18 protein-coding genes and 1 riboswitch are annotated in these 20,232 nt (G+C 45.9%); of the genes, 3 read left to right on the plus strand and 15 right to left on the minus strand.

The annotated features are described in order from the left end of the window. Positions 1-11 precede the first annotated feature (11 nt). The 3 genes from gmk to MCG98_RS12630 are packed head-to-tail and all read right to left on the minus strand — an operon-like array spanning position 12 to position 1,795. Positions 12-638 carry a guanylate kinase gene (gmk, locus tag MCG98_RS12620; RefSeq protein WP_240302305.1) on the minus strand — a complete coding sequence of 209 codons (627 nt, stop codon included), beginning with the start codon at positions 636-638 and terminating at the stop codon, positions 12-14. Continuing rightward, positions 628-906: a DUF370 domain-containing protein gene (locus MCG98_RS12625; protein WP_240303432.1), complete on the minus strand. Its 279-nt coding sequence runs from the start codon at positions 904-906 to the stop codon at positions 628-630. Before MCG98_RS12625 ends, gmk begins: the two co-directional genes overlap by 11 nt. 10 nt (positions 907-916) lie before the next feature. Continuing rightward, entirely contained in the window at positions 917-1,795 is an 879-nt protein-coding gene (locus tag MCG98_RS12630) for a YicC/YloC family endoribonuclease (protein WP_240302306.1), read from the minus strand. A 139-nt stretch (positions 1,796-1,934) separates the two neighbouring features. On the opposite strand from MCG98_RS12630, the gene MCG98_RS12635 reads away from it, so the two are divergent. From MCG98_RS12635 to MCG98_RS12645, 3 genes are all read left to right on the plus strand, one after another. Then, the gene (locus MCG98_RS12635) at positions 1,935-3,683 is read left to right on the plus strand and encodes an NFACT RNA binding domain-containing protein (RefSeq protein WP_240302307.1); all 1,749 of its coding nucleotides are present in this window, start codon (positions 1,935-1,937) and stop codon (positions 3,681-3,683) included. Positions 3,684-3,713: 30 nt separating this feature from the next. Next, positions 3,714-6,197 (plus strand): cation-translocating P-type ATPase, encoded by a 2,484-nt coding sequence (locus tag MCG98_RS12640; protein ID WP_345891656.1) that lies wholly within the window; start codon positions 3,714-3,716, stop codon positions 6,195-6,197. A gap of 128 nt (positions 6,198-6,325) precedes the next feature. Beyond that, a complete protein-coding gene (locus tag MCG98_RS12645; RefSeq protein WP_240302308.1) occupies positions 6,326-7,642 on the plus strand; it encodes a sodium-dependent transporter in 1,317 nt (438 codons plus the stop codon). A gap of 66 nt (positions 7,643-7,708) precedes the next feature. On the opposite strand, the gene MCG98_RS12650 is transcribed toward MCG98_RS12645, so the two are convergent. The 12 genes from MCG98_RS12650 to MCG98_RS12705 all read right to left on the minus strand — a co-directional run bounded on the left by MCG98_RS12650 (position 7,709) and on the right by MCG98_RS12705 (position 19,883). Continuing rightward, positions 7,709-8,410 (minus strand): alpha/beta hydrolase, encoded by a 702-nt coding sequence (locus tag MCG98_RS12650; protein WP_240302309.1) that lies wholly within the window; start codon positions 8,408-8,410, stop codon positions 7,709-7,711. Positions 8,411-8,460: 50 nt separating this feature from the next. Then, entirely contained in the window at positions 8,461-8,799 is a 339-nt protein-coding gene (locus tag MCG98_RS12655; protein WP_345891657.1) for a DUF3784 domain-containing protein, read from the minus strand. A 38-nt stretch (positions 8,800-8,837) separates the two neighbouring features. Then, positions 8,838-9,617: a nitroreductase family protein gene (locus MCG98_RS12660; RefSeq protein WP_240302310.1), complete on the minus strand. Its 780-nt coding sequence runs from the start codon at positions 9,615-9,617 to the stop codon at positions 8,838-8,840. Positions 9,618-9,694: 77 nt separating this feature from the next. Then, entirely contained in the window at positions 9,695-10,441 is a 747-nt protein-coding gene (locus MCG98_RS12665) for a class I SAM-dependent methyltransferase (protein WP_240302311.1), read from the minus strand. A gap of 13 nt (positions 10,442-10,454) precedes the next feature. Beyond that, positions 10,455-12,080: a nickel ABC transporter substrate-binding protein gene (locus MCG98_RS12670; RefSeq protein ID WP_240302312.1), complete on the minus strand. Its 1,626-nt coding sequence runs from the start codon at positions 12,078-12,080 to the stop codon at positions 10,455-10,457. Between the two features lie 15 nt (positions 12,081-12,095). Next, a complete protein-coding gene (locus tag MCG98_RS12675; protein ID WP_240302313.1) occupies positions 12,096-13,043 on the minus strand; it encodes an ABC transporter ATP-binding protein in 948 nt (315 codons plus the stop codon). Between the two features lie 12 nt (positions 13,044-13,055). Further along, positions 13,056-13,847, minus strand: coding sequence for an ABC transporter ATP-binding protein (locus MCG98_RS12680; RefSeq protein ID WP_240302314.1), 792 nt, complete (start codon positions 13,845-13,847; stop codon positions 13,056-13,058). Continuing rightward, positions 13,828-14,688 carry an ABC transporter permease subunit gene (locus MCG98_RS12685; protein WP_240302315.1) on the minus strand — a complete coding sequence of 287 codons (861 nt, stop codon included), beginning with the start codon at positions 14,686-14,688 and terminating at the stop codon, positions 13,828-13,830. The genes MCG98_RS12680 and MCG98_RS12685 overlap by 20 nt, the downstream gene beginning before the upstream one ends. A 9-nt stretch (positions 14,689-14,697) precedes the next feature. After that, positions 14,698-15,621 (minus strand): ABC transporter permease, encoded by a 924-nt coding sequence (locus tag MCG98_RS12690; protein WP_240302316.1) that lies wholly within the window; start codon positions 15,619-15,621, stop codon positions 14,698-14,700. Between the two features lies 1 nt (position 15,622). Beyond that, positions 15,623-17,380, minus strand: coding sequence for an ABC transporter ATP-binding protein (locus MCG98_RS12695; RefSeq protein ID WP_240302317.1), 1,758 nt, complete (start codon positions 17,378-17,380; stop codon positions 15,623-15,625). Between the two features lie 13 nt (positions 17,381-17,393). Then, positions 17,394-19,124, minus strand: a complete 1,731-nt coding sequence (locus MCG98_RS12700) for an ABC transporter ATP-binding protein (RefSeq protein ID WP_240302318.1) — start codon at positions 19,122-19,124, stop codon at positions 17,394-17,396. A gap of 9 nt (positions 19,125-19,133) precedes the next feature. After that, the gene (locus tag MCG98_RS12705) at positions 19,134-19,883 is read right to left on the minus strand and encodes a class I SAM-dependent methyltransferase (protein ID WP_240302319.1); all 750 of its coding nucleotides are present in this window, start codon (positions 19,881-19,883) and stop codon (positions 19,134-19,136) included. Between the two features lie 103 nt (positions 19,884-19,986). Further along, positions 19,987-20,164, minus strand: a riboswitch (cobalamin riboswitch). Between the last annotated feature and the right edge of the window lie 68 nt (positions 20,165-20,232).

The following is a 20,232-nucleotide window of genomic DNA, read 5'->3' on the forward strand; positions in this document are numbered from 1 at the left end:
TTCTCCTTTCTCTATACCTCTTCCAATTGTTCCCTGATATGTTCGATAAATTCCCTGTTCTGAGAAGTTTTCGTATGTGCGCTTTGAATCACCTGATGCATTTCATCAACACATTCCTCTTCCTTATCCGTCTCATTGACCAGTACATAGTCATAAAATTCCATGAATTTTACTTCTTCTTTTGCCTGTGCCATCCGGGCATCGATGATCTCGCCGGACTCCGTTCCCCGTCCCAGCAGTCTCCTTTTCAGCTCCTGTACACTGGGCGGTGTCACAAAGATCAGCAGTGTCTCCGGCATCTTCTCCTTGACTTTCAATGCCCCCTGCATTTCAATCTCCAGAATCACGTCTTTCCCGGAATCAAGCTGTTCCTGGACATATTTCTTTGGAGTTCCGTAGTAATTATCTACGTAACGGGCATATTCAATAAATGCATCCTCCCGAATCATTTTTTTAAACTCCTCCTGAGTTTTAAAAAAATATTCCCTGCCGTCACGTTCCCCGACTCTCGGGGATCTTGTTGTTGCTGACACTGACAGTGCATAGTTATCATATTTACCCATCAGCCGGTTCATCAAAGTTCCTTTACCTGAGCCGGAAAATCCGGACACCACCACTAAAATTCCCTTATGGTTCATAAATATCCCCTTTTTCGTCCGCTGTGTAGCCTGTATTTACACGTTTACTGATCGTCTCCGCCTGTAAAGCAGAGAGAACCACAAAATTTTCTTCCGTGATCACCACAGCTTTCGTACGCCGCCCCTGTGTTGCGTCGATAATATTGCCGTTTTCTTTTGCATTTTGTATCATGCGTTTGACGGGAGCTGCATCCGGGTTGACGACAGCGACAATTTTCTCTGCGTTGATGACGTTACCAAATCCGATATTAACCAGTCTAGTCAAAATGATTCCCCACTTATTCAATATTCTGAATCTGTTCCCGCACCTTTTCGATCTCTGTCTTAAGATCGATCGCGATATTGGAAGTCTCCAGATCATTGGCTTTGGAAAGGATTGTATTAGCTTCCCGGTTCATCTCCTGTGCAATGAAATCCAGCTTTCGTCCGATTCCTCCGCCCTCTGACAGTACCCGTCTCATATTTTCAATGTGACTTTTCAGTCTGACGGTTTCCTCGTCTGTACAGATCTTATCTGCAAACAGTATCACTTCTGCGGCAATTCTGGATTCTTCGATCTGACTGTCTTCCAGAAGCTCACCGAGTTTCTTTTCCAGCTTCTCGCGGTATTCCTTCATGATTTCCGGAGAACGTACCTCGATTGCGGCAACCTTTTCCTGCATTCCATCAAGTTTCTCAAGCAGATCATTCTTAAGATCAGCTCCCTCTTTCTCTCTGGAAGCGGAGAATGCTTCGGCGGCATTTCTGAGTACCTGCTCCAGTATGCCCCAGAGCTCTTCTTCATCATCCGGCTGTTCTTCCATGGTAAAAACCTCAGGATAACGTGACAGGTTGGAAACTGTAATATCAGTTTCAAGTGAAAAATCAGTTCCCATCTCCTGCAGGTAATCCAGATACTGTCTGGCGATCTCTCTGTTGTATTTCAGAGAGATGCGGCTCTGTGTATAGTTTTCATATGTGATAAAAACATCCACTTTTCCGCGCTGCATATATTCTTTTAATAAGCTGCGGACGGCAGATTCAAACAAGCTTAACTTCTTCGGTATCTTAAAATTAAAATCCAGGTACCGGTGGTTAACCGATTTCATCTCAACCGTAAACCTGTATTGTTCGTCCTGCATCTCCGAACGACCAAACCCTGTCATACTTTTCATCATTTCAATACTCTTCTCGTTTCTTTAAATGATCGTATGAAAAGTGCCTCACACTTAAACATACAAATTTATTATAATTCATTACAAAACCCTAGTCAAATCATTTTTTTCTGCTATAATAAATTCATAAAAGGAGAAGAATATGGCATTTGACGGTATTACAATAGCAAACATTACATCAGAATTGAATCAGACCATCACCGGAGGCAAAATTAATAAAATCGCACAGCCTGAAAATGATGAACTTCTGATCACAATAAAAAATAATAAGGAACAGTACCTTCTGTTTATTTCAGCGAACGCTTCCCTGCCGCTGGTCTATCTTACTGAAAATAAAAAACCGAGCCCGCTGACCGCTCCAAACTTCTGCATGCTGCTGCGCAAGCATATCGGCAGCGCCAGGATCCTTGATATTACCCAGCCGGGCCTGGAACGTATTATTCAGATCAAGCTTGAACATCTGAACGAACTGGGAGACCTCTGCAGAAAGTATCTGATCATAGAAATCATGGGGAAACACAGCAACATTATTTTCTGTAATGAAGACTTTTGTATCATTGACAGTATTAAACACGTTTCCGCACATATGAGCTCTGTCCGTGAAGTTCTTCCCGGACGGGATTATTTTATTCCGGAGACACGTGAAAAATACAATCCCTTTCACGTAACACAGGACGAATTTATGAATCATGTGCTGACAAGACCGCTTCCGGTCGGGAAAGCGCTTTACAGCTCGCTTACCGGGATCAGCCCTCTGATCGGTGAGGAGTTATGCAGCCGTGCTTCCATTGACGGAGGCGCTTCCTGCGATTCACTGGACGAACTCGAAAAGACACATCTGTATCATACATTTCTTCGAATGATGGAGGATGTAAGCAGTTCTGCATTTACACCAAACATCATTTATAACGATAAAGAACCGGTAGAATTCTCCAGCCTTACACTTTCGCTGTATCAGAATTTCCAGTCCGTTACATATGAATCTGTCAGTGCAATGCTGGAAGCTTACTATGCAGCGCGGAACGTCGTTACCCGCATCCGTCAGAAGTCGTCTGAACTCAGGCGGATTGTCCAGACTTCACTGGAACGCAGCACAAAAAAATATCATCTGCAGCAAAAACAGCTGAAAGACACAGAAAAAAAGGAAAAGTACCGTGTGTACGGTGAACTGATCAATGCTTATGGCTATAATCTGGACCCGGCAGCAAAGTCGTTCGAGGCACTGAACTACTATACCAATGAAATGATAAGCGTTCCTCTGGATCCGCAGCTTGAACCATCTGAAAATGCAAAAAAATATTTTGAGAGATATAATAAGCTGAAACGAACTTCCGATGCACTTGACTCTCTTCTGGCTGAGACAAAGGCGGAGATTGAACATCTGGAGTCTGTCTCCGTCGCTCTTGACATCGCCCGCGCTGAAGAAGATCTCGTTCAGATTAAAGAAGAACTGACAGAGTACGGCTATATCAGACGAAAACATGATGGTGGCAAAAAAGTCAGGATAACCGCTAAACCATATCACTATATTTCAAGTGACGGATATCATATTTACGTCGGTAAAAATAATTTTCAAAATGATGAACTCACGTTTAAGTTCGCAAACGGAAATGACTGGTGGTTCCATGCAAAAGGCCAGCCGGGATCTCACGTGATCATAAAAGGAGACGGGAACGAACTCCCGGATACCACCTTCGAGGAAGCCGGTCGTCTCGCTGCCTACTATTCCAAAGGCCGCGGTACTCCCAAAGTGGAAATCGATTATACCCAGCGGAAAAACCTGAAAAAACCGAAGGGTGCGAAGCCTGGTTTTGTCGTCTACCCGACAAACTACTCGCTGCTGATCGAACCGGATATATCCGGAATAAAATCCGCTGAGGGAAACAAATGATAAACAGATTCAGTAACAGATAGGAGCTTTATGAAAAAATTAATGAAAAAAGCGAAGGAGGAACCTCTGATCGAAGAAGTCAGCCGGACAATCACCCGGTTTGATCCGGATATTCACACCGGTCTGACTATGGAACAGGTGGAAGAACACACCCATCAGGGCTGTGTCAACACACCGGTTGATCCTCCTTCTAAAAGTGTAAAGGAAATCATACTTGGCAACCTGCTGACGTACTTCAATCTCGTATTTGCCGTTATCGCAGTACTTTTGATCCTGGTCGGCTCTTTCCGCGATCTGACATTCCTTCCTGTGATCATCGCAAACACCTTAATCGGTATCATTCAGGAAATCCGCTCTAAGAATGTTCTGGATAAACTGACGGTGTTGAACGCCCCCAAAGCCACTGTCATCCGTGACGGAAAGGAGCAGATCATACCGGCTGACAGCCTCGTATTAGATGACATCGTCCTGTTTTCTGCCGGCAACCAGATACCTGCGGATGCACGTGTCATGAGCGGCGAAGTACAGGTTAACGAGTCTTTGATAACCGGTGAATCGGACGAGATCACCAAGAAAAAAGATGATTCCCTTCTCTCCGGAAGTTTTGTCGTATCCGGACGATGCCTTGCAAAACTCGAAAAGGTCGGTGCGGATTCATACGTATCAAAACTGACGACCGAGGCGAAAGCGGCGAAGGAAGGAGAACAGTCCGAGATGATCCGTTCTCTTAATAATCTTGTGCTAACCGTCGGTATCATCATTATACCGATAGGTGCTGTTCTGGTGGTTCAGCAGCTGCTGTTTGCCAAAGCCTCTCTGCAGTCCAGTATCACCTCAATGGTAGCCGCCGTCATAGGTATGATACCGGAGGGATTATATCTTCTTGCCAGCATTGCCCTGGTCGTCAGCGTCATGCGCCTGGCAGGAAAAAAAGTTCTTGTCCACGATATGAAGTGTATTGAGACGCTTGCCCGTGTCAACGTGCTCTGTGTCGACAAGACCGGGACGATCACCGAAAACACCATGGAAGTCAACCATGTGATCCCGCTGGATGGATACCAGGAAAATGAGGACGGTTCACTCGAGCTGATGCTTGGCGACTTCGTATATGCCATGTCAAAAGATAATATCACCATGGCGGCTATGAAAGAACGTTTCCGTGATGTCTCCGGAAAAATAGCAACATCCACAACATCTTTTTCTTCTGCATACAAATACAGCAGTGCGGTATTTGGGATTGATTCTTATGTCATCGGAGCACCGGAATTCATTCTGCGTTCACAGTACGATGAATATAAGGAAGAGATCGAGTCACACAGCAGCGAAGGATACCGTGTACTGATTTTTGCCCGCTATCACGGCACTGCCGATGGAAAAGAGCTTACCGCCCCTGTGTCCCCTCTGTGTCTGGTACTTCTGTCCAACCCTATCCGTAAGGAAGCCAGATCGACCTTTGAATACTTCGCGGCCCAGGGGGTTGACATCAAAGTTCTTTCCGGTGATAACCCGGTCACGGTATCCAAGGTGGCCATGCAGGCCGGCATACAAAATGCTGATCAGTACGTGGATGCACAGACGCTGCTCACGGAAGATGATGTCAATAAGGCGATGCAGAAGTATACAGTATTCGGAAGAGTCACTCCAAACCAGAAGCGGCAGTTTGTCAAGGCATTGAAAAGCCAGGGGAAAACAGTCGCTATGACGGGAGACGGTGTCAATGACGTACTCGCGCTGAAAGATGCCGACTGCAGTGTCGCCATGGCATCCGGGAGTGATGCAGCCGCCCAGGCTTCACAGCTTGTCCTTCTGGACTCGAATTTTGCATGTATGCCGTCAGTTGTACTGGAAGGCCGGCGTGTCGTCAATAATATTCAGCGTTCAGCCAGCCTGTTTCTGGTCAAGAACATTTTCTCTTTCCTGATGGCAATGTTCTCAATCGCATTTATGATCAATTATCCGCTGGAACCGTCACAGATATCCCTGATCAGTATGTTTACGATCGGTATCCCCGGTTTTCTTCTTGCACTGGAGCCAAACGAAAAGATTATAGAAGGCCACTTTATAACAAACGTCCTGTTAAAGGCATTGCCGGCAGGACTCACAGATTTCTTTATCGTGAGCGCACTCGTTGTATTCGGTTTGGTGTTCGGGGTGGAATCAACAGATATTTCCACTGCCTCCACTCTCCTGCTCGCGGCCGTCGGACTTATGATCCTGTACCGCATCAGTAAACCTATGAATAAAATGCGCTGGACCGTGTTTATTGGCGTGACCGTCGGCATGCTGATCTGCATATTCTTTATCAATAACCTTTTTGCTATCAGTATGGTATCCCTGAAATGCGGGATGCTTCTTGGTGTTTTCGCGCTGGCAACGGAACCTGTTCTCCGCTATACAAGCGGTATTATTGAGACACTCGAGAAATTTTTCAGTGATATGCGTCAGAAAAAACGCCTCAAAAGAGAAAACAAAAAAGATCATAAGACACACAAAACTCAGAAATCTATTAAATAATTCCCATGAAACAGGATAAGATTCCAGACACTTGGATTCTTATCCTGTTTTTTCATTCTTCTGTTGCTTAATGTTTTCGTTTTTCGTATAATCAGTGTATTAGACTTACTCAGGGAGAAGAGAAACAAATGAAAAATGTAAAAACAAACACCTTCAACAGCCGCATCGGTTTTATTCTGGCATCGGTGGGGTCTGCGATCGGAATGGGCAATATCTGGATGTTTCCATACCGGCTTGGTCAGAATGGAGGCGCCGCCTTTTTAATCCCATATTTTCTGTTCGTCGCTTTATTCGGATATGTTGGATTATCCGGAGAATTCGCGCTCGGCCGCCTCACGGGAACAGGTCCCGTCGGTTCCTATGATTATGCAATGAAAAGCCGTGGGAAACGTGGAGGCAAGATCCTGGGTGCGATACCGCTGCTTGGATCTTTCGGCATCGCCATCGGATATTCCGTCATTGTGGGATGGGTTCTGCGATCCATTTTCGGCTCTGCAACGAATGCGATCAACACAGCCGGCTCCGAAGCATATTTTGCTCAGGCAACAAAGACGCTCGGCAGCGTTCCATGGCACCTGATTGTAATTCTTCTGACAGCATTCATTTTGATGCGAGGTGTCACCAGGGGAATTGAGAAGATCAACAAGATCATGATGCCTGCTTTTTTTGTTCTGTTTTTTATCATTGCCGTACGGGTTGCATTCTTATCGGGTTCCGCGGAAGGTTATAAATATCTGTTTATCCCGGACTGGAGTGCACTGCTGAAAGTAAATACATGGGTTATGGCCATGGGACAGGCATTCTTTTCCCTGTCCATAACAGGATCCGGCATGATCATCTATGGGAGTTATCTCGGCAAATCAGAGAATATCATCCATTCATCCCTGATGACTGCAGCACTGGACACGTGTTCTGCGCTGCTGGCAGGCCTTGCGATCATTCCGGCAGTTTTCGCATTTGGTATGGACCCGACTTCCGGACCTCCGCTGATGTTTATCACACTTCCAAAAGTTTTTGCACAAATTCCCCTTGGACGCGTGATCGCTGTCCTGTTCTTTGTTTCCTGCCTGTTCGCGGGAATCACCTCACTGATGAATATGTTTGAGGTGTGCGCGGAAGCAGTGGGAAAAATGCTTCGTGTGAAACGGAACACATCCGTAGCCATCGTATCGGCAATCATCTTCGGCGTCGGTCTGTTTATTGAGGCGGAGAGCCGGCTGGGAAGCTGGATGGATGCCATCACGATCTATGTTGTGCCGTTTGGCGCACTTCTGGGAGCGGTGATGATCTACTGGGTTCTGGGGAAACGGGAAATCCACCCGGAACTGAATCTGGGTGCAGCAAAACCCGTCGGGAAGTTTTTTGAATTTGTTTCAAAATATATCTACGTAATACTTGCGGTTGTCGTCTTTATCCTCGGTATCCTTTATGGCGGCATCGGCTGAAAAGCTTAGATTCTTTTCGCGGCACAGATGAATAAGATATTAACAAAAAGCAGAAGCCTCCTGTTTTTAACAAGTGGCTTCTGCTTTTTGTCTGTCATAAAATTCCCGGAGAACTGCCGCTAAGCTCTCCGGCTTCTCTGTATTTATTTCATGACCTGCATGTTCTATAAAACAGAGTTTTGCATTTGACAGGATCTCATATAATTCTTTCGCTGCTTTTTTATTTGCACTGTCTTTCTCACCGCAGACGATCAGAGCGGGGCACGAAATTTCTTTCAGGCGTTGACTGAAATTAATATTCGCCATGGAGTCTGCCAGCTTTATAAAATCATTTTTTTGAAATCCCATTTTTTCAAACGTACTCCCAGTCATCAGCCTGAAAATCACATTCTGAAATCTAAGCAATGCTTTCGGCATCTTATACTGAGCGCCTATCAATACAAGTGACCGTACCCTCTCCGGATGATCAAGCGCATAATTTAACGCCAGAATTGATCCCAGTGAAAGGCCGCATAGGTCTAAAGGCTTTGACTTGTCGCTGCAATACCGTGAAAACTCATGATACAGATTAGCATAAGTCATTTCCCTGTGATCCAGAAATGAAATCAGATCCGGACACGCAATGAGCGCCGGTTCCGGCATATGAGAAACTGTTTTCTCCCAGGCGGATGCCGTCTGCCCGAGACCGTGAAGATACAGGTATTGGACCTGTCGTTCTTCCTGTTCCAAAAGCGTATCGCTGTTCACAGGTATACTGAATTTATTCATAAATAACATCCTTTACATCTTCCGCAGGTACCGCAGATATCATGATACTTTTATTTTATTTTGTACTTTCCAAATGCCTTTTCTTCGTCCAGATGGACATCTCTGAAAAATATGATCAGCCAGATAACACCGGCAGCAACAGCAGCATACTGTGAGACCAGATAGGAACATACGCCCCCGGCAAGCATAATCAGACTCCAGATCAGAAAAGAATTCCTCTGATCCCTGCTTATCCGGACTTTATCATAATCCTCACGCTGGATTTTCGGCATGGTGTTGAACCCGCCAACCAGTATGGCAGCTTTTTCTTTTAACACGGCGAACACCGCTGCACACAGCAGAAACATAAGACCCAATGCAATACAAAAGTAAAATCCCGGATTCATCATTTTCTGTCACCTCACCTTTCAGTCTGCAGATCGTTTCATTATATCTTTGTCACTTCGGCCTTTACCAGTCTGACCGGAATCCTCCGATACTCCTGCCCTTCAGGATAGCCAATCATCAGTGAACCGTATGCGCTGCTGCCGTCGGAAATTCCCAGCAGTTTCCTGCATGTTGGTATCGCATTCACAAACCGTGTCAGATAGCCGCCCCAGCAAGTGCCAACTCCTTCCGCCTGCAGGATCAGTTCCGCCGTCGCAAGCGCGATGGCGGTATCCTGCCATGGGTTAAGCGCATCGTCTTTGCAGACTCCGATCAGCAGCACTGCATTTTCTCCCATGACCGGATTGTTATGATTTTCGTATTCTGAAAGGATTTCCATGGAAACCTGATTCCCTTTGCAGTACTGCAGAATCATTTCCATCAGCTTTGTCTTCACAGCTTCCGTCTCTATAAGGATCCATCTGTCAGGATGTTGATTCTTGGCACTCGGCGCGATCATTGCGGCGTCCAGCGCTTTTTTTATCAGTTCTCCCGGTACCTTTTTTTTCTGGAATCTTCTGTAGGAACGTCTCTGATAGACCAGTTGTTCTATCGCTGCACTGCACTGTTCCGGCAATGGACGTACTTTCTCAGAGACTGCTGATTCTCCATCATAAGTGATTGCCTCTTTCGGGCAGACTGCCGCACAGTGCATACATGCGATACAGGATTTTCCGGTATGTACGGCCTTCCCGCCATCACTGCGTTTCAGGACAGTAAAAGGACAGACCTGTATGCACTGTCCGCAGCCGATGCATTTTCTTTGATCAATTGTTATCATATCTGTTTCTCCTTATATACTCTGATTTTATTTTAACACCGATCTGCGTTCGCGTCATCATTTATCACCATTTACATCTATTTCCAGGCGATTACCCTGAATTTTTTTCCCTGATACCCGTATTTCCAAAATTCCATTCGGGAAGGGCTGTTTCGATATCGATCATTGGTAATCCTGATCTTTTTATAACCTGCCCCGCGAAGCAATTCCAGATCCGCATCCGGACGTTCCGACATCACCATCGGCAATCTGGTAAAAACGCCCTCCTCTTCTCCGTGTGCTGCTTTCCGTGGAATCTTTCTCTCCGTCACAGTTATCAGACATTGTGACAGAACTTTCCAGGCTGTGATCTTAAGAGAATTTTGACCGCGGCGGTAATTTCCATCATAAATAATGATCCTGCCTTCCGGCCTTAAAACCTCTCGCCATCTCTCAAAAGCTTTCTGGGGATCATATAATGTCCAGACAACGTCTCTGGATATAATGACATCATAACTTGCCTTTCTCTCCTCCGGCAATTTGACTGCATCTTCCACCTGAACATCCGCATCCAGCCCTTCTGCAGCAAAATTGCCCGCTGCGCAGCGCACCATACCCCTAGAACCATCGATCGCTTTTACACGATGACCAAGACGTGACATAACAATTGTCAGAAATCCGGGTCCGCATCCTACATCCAGAATATCCCTGGGTTCATTTCCCAGTACTTGTCTCAGCTCTTCCATCCAGTAGGCTACTTCCTTTTTGTCTGCAAGCTGTTCTTTGATCATCTCATCATAGCCGCCGGAGTCCTGCGACCATGCTTCCTCTAATTCTTTAAACATCGTCATCCTCCGTTTACTGAATATCTACATCTCCCCAGATGATACCTTCATAAGAAGTAGGGGCCTCGGTAATTCCTGTCACGCGTTTATTATATACGTACTCTTTGTTTGGATAATACAGCGGAATACACACTGCCTGATCATTCATCCTCGTAAAGATGGCGTCATATAATGTTGTCCTCTCATCTTCGTCAATGGTGACTAATACTTTCTCAATGTTCTCGTTGATCTGTTCATCATACCAGGAAACAGAGGGATTTCCTTCGGATTGATAGAACAGACTGGAAAGGAAACCATGAGGATTCCAGGAATCTTCATAAGTACGATAAATGATCATATCGTAATCTCTTGTCGACCAGATTGCATCATAATAGGATGCCGACTCCATCTGAACCAGCTCAACCTCGATGCCAACCTTTGCATATTCAGACTGCAGATATTCGCAAATTGTCTTCCAGTTTGCAAATTCCTCTGTCTGAAATACCAGTCGGAATGACAGTTTTTCTCCGTCTTTCTCCACGATGCCGTCTCCGTTTGTATCTTCGTACCCTGCTTCTTTTAAAAGTTCCCCCGCTTTTTCTGTATCATATGCATAACCAGGACTGTTCTCTTCTGTCACATATGGTGTATTCGGGGTAAAAAGACCGGTTGCGGCTGTGCCCGCTCCATCCAGCAGGTCATTTACAAGCCCTTCCTGATTGGTGGCATAATTCAATGCCTGACGAACTTTCTGATCCTGAAGCGCTTTATTTTCATAATTGAGAATCAGATAAAAACTCTGTGTTCCGTTGGCCTTTAGTATTTCCAGATTCTCATCATTTTCTATTACTGATTTATTTTCCACCGGTGTATCACCGATCGTGATATCCGCTTCACCGCTCTGCATGGCCATGGTTCTTGCCTGTCCGTCTTCTACCAGTTTCAGGATGACTTTATCCACTTTTGGTGCTTCCCCGTAATAATAAGGGTTGGGAACCAGTACCACTTCCTGGTTGGTTTCATAGCTCTCAACCATCCACTGCCCGGCTCCGATCATCTCCTTAAAATTTCCTTCTTCATCTACTGCATTTTCACTCAGCATACGATAAGGACGTGGGTACGTAAATTCGATCAGACAGGGATATGCTACTTTGTCAAAGATAAAAGTAACGGTATAGTCATCAACTTTTTTTACATCCAGCAGCGTTGCAGAAAATACCTGCTGTTCCGTCCAGCGGGAATAATTAAACAGTACACTGTCTGCATTAAAATCTGTACCGTCAGAATATTTTGCATCTTCTCTCAAATGAAAGGTGTATTCTTTTCCGTCTTCGCTGATCTCCCAGTATTTAGCCAGTGCCGGCTCAATTTCACCGCCGGATCCGTATTTGACCAGTGGTTCATAGACCATTTCCAGCAGTCGGAAATCTTCGTCACAGCTCGAGATCGTATCAGCATCCTCCGGTGTTATATCACTGGAAATCAGGGCTGTTACCACCTTTTCTTCTGCCGATGTCGTTTCACCGTCCTCCTGTTCCGCCTCTATGCTGCCGGATTCCTGGGAAGTACTCTTATCACCTCCTGAACTGCATCCTGTAAGGAACAGTACCGAGCTTATAACTGCTGTCATAAATAGTCTACTTGCTTTTTTTCTCATCATTTTGTCTCTCCTTTTTTATGTATGATAACAGTGACAGGCGACATTATGTCCTGTTGCCGCTTCCCTGAGTAAGGGCTGAACTTCTTTGCACACTTCTTTACGATAGGGGCACCTGTTTTGGAAACTGCAGCCTTTTACATCACTTTGTACAGCTGCCGGCCGTGCACCTTTTGGAATTCCAATCTTTCTTTCTCTTGGATCTGTTGCCGGAATCGACTGGAACAACAGCTTCGTATATGGGTGAAGTGCCGTTTTTTCGATCTGTTCTGTCTGAGCGATCTGCTCCACAATTTTCCCCTGATACATGATAGCTACAGCATCACATACATAGGGGACATTGGACAGATCATGCGTAATCAAAAGATAAGTAATACCGAATTCCTGACCCATATCCCGCAACAAAGTTAAGATTTGTTTTCGTATGGAAAAGTCCAGACTTGAGACTGGTTCGTCACAGATTACCATTTTCGGATGGAGCACGAGTGCCCTCGCAATATTGGCTCTCTGACATTGGCCGCCACTGATCTGGCTGGCATAGCTGTTTCCAAAGGACGGATCCAGACCGACTTTTTCCAGTACTTCCTCTATAGCTTCACTGTACTCTGCCTTTGACAGCGAGACGTAGTTTTTCAACACTTCATAAATACTCTCACCAATCGTATACCCCGGATCAAATACTCCGCTGCTGCTTTGGAATATCATCTGCATATCCCTGCGCAGTCTGCGGATTTCTTTTTCCTTCAAATTTTGAATTTCTTTTCCCATAAAAGAAATTGTTCCGGAAGATACCTTTTCAAGTCCTACTGCCAATTTTCCAAAAGTTGTTTTTCCGCTTCCGCTTTCACCAATCAGTGCCAGTGATTTTCCTTTGATAAGCTTGAGCGAGACACCGTCGACGGCTCTGATTGAATCTGTTTTGCCGTAAATTTTTTTCACTTCGTCAGCCGACAATATAGTTTTCATGTTTCGTCTCCTTTATAAGATTGCATTCAGCAGCTGTTTTGTATAATGATGTTTTGGATGGTGAAATACAGTGTCCACATCGGCATCTTCTACAATTTCACCATCCTGCATGATATAAACATAATCTGCAATCTCCGCAACAACTCCAAGATCATGGGTAATAAATAAAACGCCCACGTTCTCTTTTTTGCTCATCTGGTATATTTCCGAAAGAATCTGTCTCTGAACCGTCACATCCAGAGCTGTTGTCGGTTCATCTGCAATCAAAAATGTAGGATGAAGTGCCATGGCGATGGCAATCATCACACGCTGACACATCCCTCCGCTTAACTCAAAAGGATATTTTTTCATCAACTGCTCTGGATTTTGCAGGTCCACTGCCTCCAGATACGATACCGATTTTTCAAAAGCTTCTTTCCTGTTTATCTTATAGTGGCACAAAAGCCCTTCTGACATCTGATCTCCCACAGTATACAATGGATTTAACGAGGCGAGCGGATCCTGAAAAATCATACCCATCAGGGTGCCGTTTAGCTTCTGGCGCTGTTTTTGGGAAAGATCTTTGAAATTGATATCACCGGCCCGTATATCGCCCTTTACAACCTTGCCATTGGCAGGCAGCAAATCCATAATGGCAAGGGAGGTGACTGATTTTCCACTTCCGCTCTCCCCCACCAGTGCTGTGATCTTCCCTCTTTGTACTTCCAGACTGACTCCGTTTAATGCGCGAACCACACCTTCCGAGGTGTAAAATTCAACATGCAGATCAGTGACGGTTAGCCGATCATTTTGCTGACATTCCATTTTTCATCCCATCTCCTAACAAATTAAAGGCCATTACTACAATTACAATTACAATTCCCGGGTACATCATCAGGCGGGGATATGTCTGAATAAAATTTTGACTGTCACTTAGCATGATCCCCCACTCCAGTACAGGCGGCTGTACACCCAGCCCGATAAAGGAAAACCCGGCGATCGCCAGGATAATCGAACCAATCTCAATCGTCGCCAGCGCGATGATTGAGGGCGAAATATTTTTTAATACATGTTTAAAAATAATCTGTCCGTGGCTGCATCCCCCTGCTTTTAATGCCAACATATAATTCTGTTCTTTGAGTTGCATCGTCAAAGCCCTCGTAAGCCTTGCATAGGCAGCCCAGTATACACAGGACATGGCGATTACCAGATTTCTTCCGCTGGCGCCCAGAGTGCCGGCAATCGCCAGTGCGACGATAAAGCTGGGCATCGCCATAAAGATATCTATGATCCGCATGATAAACAGATCCAGTTTTCCCCCCACATATCCGGAAATAAGACCAATAGGCACTCCGATCAGCAGCGTCAATAGCAGCACAATACCGCTGTACAGCAGAGAATATCTGCTTCCCCAGATCAGCCGGGAAAGGATGCAGCGTCCCAGCTGATCCGTTCCCAGCAGGTAGCTGCGGCTGGGTCCTTCCAGTTTATGGGCAACGTCCACCAGTAAGGGATTATTAGGTGCAAGGACAGGTGCAAAGACAGCGGCGATAATAAATAGCAGAACAATGATCAGCCCAACCTTGGTTTTGCCCTGCTGAAATATCTGTTTCCATCTGGTATTGGATAACCCTTGATTTTCCAGCTCTTTTGCTCGTTTTTTCATAACACCCTCCTATTCCAGCTGAATTCTGGCATCAATCGCTGAATACAGGATATCGATCAGAAGATTGAGCACCACCACAAAACAGGTGATGACCAGAATAAAACACTGAAGCACCGGCAGATCTTTTGTATAGACAGCTTCAAGCGCCAGCTTTCCAATTCCCTGGATAGAATAGATCGATTCTATCACTGCTGATCCGCACAGAAGACTGACACACATGCTGCTCATCTGTGTAATTACAGGCAGGATTGCGTTCTTCAGTCCATGTTTCATTACAATTTTAAAACCTGATAACCCTTTGGCGCGGCAAGCACGGATATAATCTTTTTTTAATACATCACTCAAATTTGTTCTCATCAGACGAATTACCACACCAAAATAGCCGATGTCCAGCGTGACCGCTGCCAAAATAGGAACATCCGTCCCCCCGATGATTGGAATCAGCTTTAATTTTACTCCAAAAAGGTAAAGCAGCATCAGCCCCAGCCAGAAAGACGGCATGGAGACACTGAAAAAGGAAAACACCTGCAATAGTTTGTCGATCCAGGAATGTTCCCACACTGCCGATATAATTCCAAGCGGAATTGCTGCCAGCAACAAGAGCAGGAATGCTGTCACTGCCAGTTTCAGTGTAGCCGGAAACCGTTTTGTCAGTTCTTCTGCTGCAGACTTCTGGGTCTGATAGGAAATCCCAAAATCCCCGTGCAGCACATTTCCCAGCCACCTAATATATTGTCTGCAGATTGGCTGGTCCAGGCCATTCTCATGGCGTACCTGTTCAATCTCAGTCTGGGTGGGGTGACCATAGATCTGTTCTGCCAGGACCCTTGCCGCATCACCTGATGACAGTGTACTCAATCCAAACACCAATATGGACATCACCAGTACAATCGGCAACAGTATCAACAATCTTTTCACCACATATTTCAGCACATTATTCACCACCCTTACCGCTGCGGCTGATCTGAGCTGAAATCAGCTCCCTGAATAACCCCTGCACTTGGGCCAGCTCCTCATAGGTACCCATCTGAACCACGTGACCGCTTTTCAGAACTACAATTTTATCTGCCGACCGGATTGTGGAAAGACGATGGGCTACAATAATAGTGGTCTTTCTGGAGCTTGATATTCTGATGGACTCCTGAATCTCTTTCTCATTTTCTGTATCCAAATTGGACACTGCCTCATCCAGGATCAGTATGGGCGAACTTTTTAACAAAGCCCTTGCTATGGCAATCCTTTGCCGCTGGCCGCCTGACAGCTTCAATCCGCTCTCACCGGCTATCGTATCGTATCCTTTGGGCAGCTCCATGATGAACTCATGGGCAAGTGCCATCCTGGCAGCCTGCTCTACCTCATCATCCGTAGCCTCCGGTTTCCCGAGCCGGATGTTTTCACGAATTGTATCCCGAAACAGATACACATCCTGAAGCACAACGGATGTCAGCTCCCTTAAATTCTTAAGAGTCATATCCCGCAGATCACAGCCTCCGATTTTTATGGAACCTTCTTTTACATCCCAGTAACGAAGAAGCAGATTCATACACGTAGTTTTTCCCGCTCCGGAAGCTCCCACAAGGGCAACCGTCTCACCCGGGTTGACGGTAAAACTGACATGTTCCACCGCATTTTCCAGATCTTCCTGATAGCGAAACGACACGCGATCGTATGTCACAATTGGTGACAGCCCGTCAGTATCTACTTCTTTGCCGCAGTCCTTCACCTGGGGTTCAGCTTCCAGTACACGGTAGACACGATCCGCCGCTGCGAAGATCAGCCCAAAGTTTCTCGCCGTATTACACACTTCCACAACGGGTCCCAGAACCATACCGGAAAGTATTACCACCACCGGATACCAGGCAAAACCAATCTTTCCTTTCAGCACCAGTCCTGCCGCTACAGCCGTTATGCACAGCATGGAGACTCCCAGGACTCCCTGAAGCAGGGCACCCTCTGTTCCCAGACGTTTGCCGTAGACAAGCTGACTTGCATAAAATCGGCTCATGTAGGCTTCATTTTTCTTCTGATAAGCTTTCAGGTAATTCAAAGAAAGAATCTCCTTCATACCCTGAACACCTTCCATGGTAACCGCATTGGCATCTCCCAGCTGTTCTCTTACCTGTCTCCCCTGGGTATCCGCCTTCTTTTTCATCCAGACCGGAATCCAAACAAGGATGATCAAAAAGAAGATCAGCAGCAGCGGCAGTACCGGATAAAGAAAGCCCAGGCAGACCATCAGCACCAGCGGCGCAATCACCGCCACCAGAATGCTTCCGAATGAATGGGCAAAAAACCACTCCAGCAATTCCACATCACTCATCAACGTGGAGGCGAGCTGTCCGGAACGCATATTCAGTAAAATCGCAGGCGAGACCCGTTCAATAGCATCAAACAATCTGATCCTGAAATCTGCCAGAACCTTAAAAGCCACATCATGGGCCAGCCACATCTCCATAAAATAGAAGAAAACCCTTGCCGCGACGATAGCAGCGAGCAGGGCCGCCATCGCCGGCATACGTTCCAGCAGCTTTCCTTCAATCGCAAGCCCTGTCAGGTACGCACAGAATGCCGACACTGCAACGATAGAAAGCTGGTGTCCCACACCGCTTGCGACAGCTCCCGCAATTCTGGCTCCGTACGGTTTCAACCTTTTGGAAAGTCGTAATACATTTTGAATTCTTGTTTTTTCCATTTGTTGTTCCTTTTTACTTTTCTGCATATTTCTGTGCCTGTATGAGTCCCTGATAGGTACTGTTATGTTCCAGTAACTCCTGGTGAGTTCCCCATCCTGCCAGTTTTCCATGATCCAGCACATAGATCCTGTCTGCATGCTCAATGGTAGAAAGCCTGTGAGCAATTACAATGGTCGTCTTATGTTTCATACACCGATTCAGGGCTTCCTGTATCAATGACTCATGAATCATATCAACACTGGACGTAGCCTCATCCAAAATCAGGATTGGTGCGTCTTTGAGAATTGCCCGGGCTATGGAAACCCGTTGACGTTCTCCGCCGGAAAGCGTAGCGCCTCTTTCTCCTACAATCGTGTCATATCCGTCAGGAAGTTCCATGATGCATTCGTGAACATTCGCCGTTTTTGCCGCTTCTATCATCGCCTCATCGGAGGCTTTTGGATTTGCCATTTTGATGTTTTCCCGGATCGTTCCATAAAACAGATAGGATTCCTGGAACACCACCGCAATTTTGCTGCGCAGAAACTCGATGGAAAAATCCCGAAGATCCCTTCCGTCCAGAATAATACTGCCGGAGGAAACATCATAAAAACGAAGCAGAAGGTTCACAATTGTAGACTTTCCGGAACCCGATTTTCCCACAATGGCTGTAATCTTTCCTGAGTCAAACTGTAAATCAATATTCTCCAGTACATCTGCGGAACTCTTATCGTAATGAAAGAATACCTGATTCATGGAAATCTCCGGGAGCTCTCCGGTGAGCTGATCCGGACCTTTTCCATCCTTCAATGCGACCGGTTCATCCAGCACCGCAAACAGCTCTTCTGCTACGGAGAGTCCCAGATAACTGCTGTGCCAGTATGTATTCATATCATTCAGAGGCTTCATACATTCACCTGCCAGGAACAGAATGATCAGGAGACTTCCATAGGATAGCTTTCCCTGAGCCATGTGATACGCTGCAATGGCGATGCTGGCTGCCGTTCCGATGGCCGTACACGTAACGATCACTGCTGAGTCCGACAGGGAAATTCCCAGATTTTTCATGGATTCTCCTGCAAATCCCCAGGCACGCTCCGCCAGCTTCTTTCCTTCCCGTTTGCTGACTCCCATGGATTTCAGCGTATTCATACCCTGCATGCTGTCGATGTACTGAGCATTCAAATCTGCATAATCCTGCCAGTATTCAATCATTACTTTAGATACTGCCGGCATAAATAAATGGGGAACTACGATGGCTAAAATCGCCATGATCAAAACAAGAAGCCCTACTGCCCAGTCCAGTGTCCACAGATAAACCGTAGAAAACAGCGTTGTCACAAATACCACAACCGTTTGCGGCAGGTACTGGACCAGAAACGCCTCAAAAGACTCGACCCCGTCTGTGATCAGTGACTGCAGGTTTCCCGTCCGTTTGTCATTTCTATAGGACGGTCCCAGCTGCATCAGTTTTGCCAGCATCGTATTCCTGATGACTGCCTTTACCTTGGCTGCCATCTTTTTCGTGTATCCTTCCTGATATCGTACCAGAAATGACCGGAACAATAATGCCAGCAGGCATACTGCCAGATATCCCAGCACAGCCGACAGCTGCTTTTTATCAAATACAGCTGTGACACCCTTTGCAAGGCAAAATGCCTGTATAAAACTGCACGCAACCATGGATAGTCCCAATATGATCTTGACTGCAACATCTCCCGGTATCTTTTTTAGAAATTCAATCAGTCTTATATATTTTCCCATAATCGTCCGTTATTTTTCTGCGCCCACCATAAAGGCCGGTGTCAGTTTATTGAGTTCCTTTCCTTTTTCATCCCAGACTTTATCGATGATATTCGGCTCCGCAAATACTTTTGCAAATCCCAGTGACATCAGATATTCCAGATCCCACAACGGGCGAACCTTATCACTCATGAAGAGCTGACGGCTCAGTTCATCTCCTTTCTGTGGATTTGCATGAGCATGTACGTTCCGTCCGTATTTTTCATTAATTCTGGCCTCATTGTCCCGGTATCGTTTTCCAAGTTCCTCGTCGTACAGATAAAGATACCAGCACGCATCAAATACCAGCAGTCTGCCTCCCGGCTTCAGCACCCGTTTCCACTCCCTGTACGCTTTCTGAGGATCCCCCAGGGTCCATGTTATATTTCTGCTGATCACCATATCAAAGGTATTATCCGGAAACTGCAGGTCCTGACAGTCCATCGTCTGCAGTACTGCGTGCTGTCCCCGGGCTTTTACGTGTTCCTCTGCACAGGAAATCATATTTTCGGTAATATCGATTCCCGTCACCTCATGTCCCTCTTCCCCCAGAATGATCGGGAAAAATCCCGGACCGCATCCCGCATCCAGAATTTTCAGAGAGCCGCTGTGTGGTACATAATCCCGAATCAATGCCTTCCACGCCTCGCAATGCGGTCCGTCCAGTTCCTCCTGAATTCCACGGCTGTAGACCTTCGCCTCACCCTCCCAATAATCTTTAATCTCGCTGTTCAGTTCCATGTTGTCCTCCTTTTCATCTGGTTGTCTGTGCTTTAAATAAAAAAACGGCCCACTACGGCCGTAAACACACAAATAACATATGCTCCTTATACACCGTAAGAATCATAACTACTTCTGCGCAAGCAGTTCTCCTGACTTAAGATCATCACATTCTCCCACCTTCCCAGGTAAATACCCAGTGGCACCTTGAAAGAATGCTCCCTAACACAGTGACGGGATCGTACCGGATTCTGACCGGTTTCTCTATTAATCCTTTCGGAACTTGCACAGTTTAACTGTAAAATCGTATTAAATTTGCTCTTTTATGAGAATATCACCTTTTTTATCTGAAGTCTACAAATTTTTTCGC

This window comes from Ruminococcus sp. OA3, assembly GCF_022440845.1.
Lineage (GTDB): Bacteria > Bacillota > Clostridia > Lachnospirales > Lachnospiraceae > Ruminococcus_G.

Excerpts from the sequence above, each read along its gene's own strand:
- gmk (WP_240302305.1), bottom strand. The coding sequence starts at position 638 with ATGAACCATAAGGGAATTTTAGTGGTGGTGTCCGGATTTTCCGGCTCA.
- MCG98_RS12630 (WP_240302306.1), bottom strand. The coding sequence starts at position 1,795 with ATGATGAAAAGTATGACAGGGTTTGGTCGTTCGGAGATGCAGGACGAA.
- MCG98_RS12635 (WP_240302307.1), top strand. The coding sequence starts at position 1,935 with ATGGCATTTGACGGTATTACAATAGCAAACATTACATCAGAATTGAAT.
- MCG98_RS12640 (WP_345891656.1), top strand. The coding sequence starts at position 3,714 with ATGAAAAAATTAATGAAAAAAGCGAAGGAGGAACCTCTGATCGAAGAA.
- MCG98_RS12645 (WP_240302308.1), top strand. The coding sequence starts at position 6,326 with ATGAAAAATGTAAAAACAAACACCTTCAACAGCCGCATCGGTTTTATT.
- MCG98_RS12650 (WP_240302309.1), bottom strand. The coding sequence starts at position 8,410 with ATGAATAAATTCAGTATACCTGTGAACAGCGATACGCTTTTGGAACAG.
- MCG98_RS12655 (WP_345891657.1), bottom strand. The coding sequence starts at position 8,799 with ATGATGAATCCGGGATTTTACTTTTGTATTGCATTGGGTCTTATGTTT.
- MCG98_RS12660 (WP_240302310.1), bottom strand. The coding sequence starts at position 9,617 with ATGATAACAATTGATCAAAGAAAATGCATCGGCTGCGGACAGTGCATA.
- MCG98_RS12665 (WP_240302311.1), bottom strand. The coding sequence starts at position 10,441 with ATGTTTAAAGAATTAGAGGAAGCATGGTCGCAGGACTCCGGCGGCTAT.
- MCG98_RS12670 (WP_240302312.1), bottom strand. The coding sequence starts at position 12,080 with ATGATGAGAAAAAAAGCAAGTAGACTATTTATGACAGCAGTTATAAGC.
- MCG98_RS12675 (WP_240302313.1), bottom strand. The coding sequence starts at position 13,043 with ATGAAAACTATATTGTCGGCTGACGAAGTGAAAAAAATTTACGGCAAA.
- MCG98_RS12680 (WP_240302314.1), bottom strand. The coding sequence starts at position 13,847 with ATGGAATGTCAGCAAAATGATCGGCTAACCGTCACTGATCTGCATGTT.
- MCG98_RS12685 (WP_240302315.1), bottom strand. The coding sequence starts at position 14,688 with ATGAAAAAACGAGCAAAAGAGCTGGAAAATCAAGGGTTATCCAATACC.
- MCG98_RS12695 (WP_240302317.1), bottom strand. The coding sequence starts at position 17,380 with ATGGAAAAAACAAGAATTCAAAATGTATTACGACTTTCCAAAAGGTTG.
- MCG98_RS12700 (WP_240302318.1), bottom strand. The coding sequence starts at position 19,124 with ATGGGAAAATATATAAGACTGATTGAATTTCTAAAAAAGATACCGGGA.
- MCG98_RS12705 (WP_240302319.1), bottom strand. The coding sequence starts at position 19,883 with ATGGAACTGAACAGCGAGATTAAAGATTATTGGGAGGGTGAGGCGAAG.